This window comes from Streptomyces sp. NPDC015171 (assembly GCF_043079545.1).
Classification (GTDB): Bacteria; Actinomycetota; Actinomycetes; order Streptomycetales; family Streptomycetaceae; genus Streptomyces.
Genome location: NZ_JBIBUO010000052.1, coordinates 1 through 2,556 on the forward strand (window position 1 = coordinate 1; position 2,556 = coordinate 2,556).

The following is a 2,556-nucleotide window of genomic DNA, read 5'->3' on the forward strand; positions in this document are numbered from 1 at the left end:
GCGGGCGCGGTGGAGCTGCTGACCGAGTCGCGGGAGTGGCAGACGGCGGAAGGCCGTCCGCGTCGAGCGGCGGTCTCCTCCTTCGGCATCAGCGGCACGAACGCGCATGTGATTCTGGAGGGGGTCGAGCCTGCGGCTCCGCTGGAGCGTGCGGTGGTGCCGGACGGTGTGGTGCCGCTGGTGCTGTCCGGCAGGACGGCCGACGCGGTGAGCGCCCAGGCGGCGCAGCTAGCCGCGTTCCTGGACGAGGACCCTGAGACGAATCTGGCTGATGTCGCGTATTCGCTGGTGACGACGCGTGCTCGTTTTGATCACCGTGCGGTGGTGGTTGCGGGTTCGGCACAGGAGGCGCAGGAGGGTCTTGCCTCGGTGCGTGCCGAGTCCGTGGTCCCCGGTCGTCTGGGTGTGCTGTTTACGGGTCAGGGATCGCAGCGAGTGGGCATGGGCCGTGAACTGCACGCAAGGTTGCCCGTGTTCGCAGAAGCTTTCGATGAGGTGTGTGCGGCGGTCGACAAGAGCCTGGGCCGCTCGCTGAAGGATCTGGTCTTCGACGGCGGGGATCTGATCGACGAGACGCGATACGCCCAACCCGCCCTCTTCGCCATCGAGGTCGCGCTCTTCCGCCTCGTGCAGTCGTGGGGAGTGGTCCCTGATGTCCTGGCGGGTCATTCGATCGGTGAGGTGACTGCGGCGTATCTGGCGGGTGTGTGGTCGCTGGAGGACGCTGCGAGCCTGGTGGTGGCGCGTGGTCGGTTGATGCAGGAGCTGCCGGCCGGTGGTGTGATGGTCGCGGTGGAGGCGGCGGAGGACGAGGTCACCCCGCTGCTGACCGCTGGCGTGAGTATCGCCGCCGTCAACGGGCCGACATCGCTGGTGCTGTCGGGTGTCCAGGACGAGGTCGAGGCAATGCTGGCCGGCCTTGAGGGCCGTCGGGTGAAGCGGCTGCGAGTCTCGCACGCGTTCCACTCGCCCCTGATGGATCCCATGCTCGAAGAGTTCCGCCAGATCGCGGCCGGACTGACCTATCACCAGCCCTCCCTGCCGCTGGTGTCGAACCTGACCGGTGCACTCGCGGACCCGGAGCGGCTGTGCTCTCCCGAGTACTGGGTGGAGCATGTACGCGGCACGGTCCGCTTCCATGACGGTGTCCGTGCGATGCGCGCGGAGAAGGCCTCCACCTTCCTGGAGCTGGGCCCCGACGGCGTCCTGTCCGGGATGGTCGCCCAGGACTGCCTGCCCTCCTTGCGGCGGGACACGTCCGAGGACCGGGCCCTGATGACCACCCTGGGCCGACTCCACACCCGCGGCGTCGGCATCGACTGGGAGAAGGTCTTCTCCGGCACCGGCGCACACCGCGTGGCCCTGCCCACGTACGCCTTCCAGCACCAGCGCTACTGGCTGAACTCGAACGTGCCTGTCGGTGATCCCGCGTTCGCGGTCGAGCATCCGCTGCTCGACTCGATGATCAGCCTTCCCGACACGGGCGGTGTACTCGGCACGGGTCGGTTGTCGCTCGCCGCCCAACCGTGGCTGGCGGACCACGCCGTATCCGGCACGGTCCTGATACCGGGCGCGGCATTGGTCGAATTGGCCGTTCGTGTTGGTGATGAGGTCGGTGCGGGGGCGCTGCGGGAGCTGGTGATCGAGGCTCCGCTGGTGGTTCCCGATGAGGGCGCGGTGCGTATCCAGGTGTCGGTCGGTGAGGACACGGGTGGTACGCGGTCGGTGTCGGTGTACTCGCGGCCGGATGACGCCGAGGCCGATACGCCGTGGGTCCGCCACGCCACGGGCCAGCTGCACTACGACGCACCGCCTCCCGGCGCTGCCTTCGGCGTCTGGCCCCCGGAAGGTGCACAGCCCGTCGACCTGACCGGCTTCTACGGGGACCAGGCCGCCGCCGGATATGGGTACGGGCCGGTGTTTCAGGGGCTGCGTGCGGTGTGGCGGCGTGGGGACGAGGTGTTCGGCGAGGTCGCGTTGTCGGCGGGCGAGGTGGAGTCGGCGGGTGGGTTCGGTCTTCATCCGGCGCTTCTGGATGCCGCGCTGCATGCGGGAGCTTTCCTGGGCGAGCGCGGGTCAGGCGATGACGAGGTGCTCCTGCCGTTCGCGTGGACTGGCGTGTCTCTGCATGCTTCGGGTGCGTCTTCTCTGCGGATCCGGCTGACGTCGACGGGGGCGGAGTCCCTGTCGCTGGACCTTGCCGATGATGAGGGTGTGCCGGTGGCGTCGGTGGAGTCTCTCGCGCTGCGGGCGGTTGCTGGGGAGCAGCTGAAGGCGTCCGGTACTGCCGGGGAGTCGTTGTTCCGGGTGGAGTGGTCGTCTGTGCCGGTGCGCGGTGGTGCGGGCGATGTCGAGGTGGAGCTTTTGGAGGTTTCCCGGTCGGGCTCGGTGGATGCTGCGGCTGTTCGAGATGTGACGGCTGGTGTTCTGGCTTCTGTGCAGTCGTTCCTTGCGTCGGCGCGTGGGGGCTGGTTGGTGGTGGTGTCGCGGGGGGCGGTGGTTGTTGCTGGTGAGGCTGGTGTGGTGGATCCGGTGGCGGCTGCGGTGTGGGGTCTG

Annotated in this window: 1 protein-coding gene; it reads left to right on the top strand. The window is 68.7% G+C overall.

Annotated features, from left to right (window positions below; all coding sequences use genetic code 11):
* Nucleotides 1-9 precede the first annotated feature (9 nt).
* Nucleotides 10-2,556, top strand: a 2,547-nt coding sequence (locus ACF073_RS41440) for an acyltransferase domain-containing protein (protein ID WP_392076743.1), incomplete at its 3' end; no start/stop codon positions are given.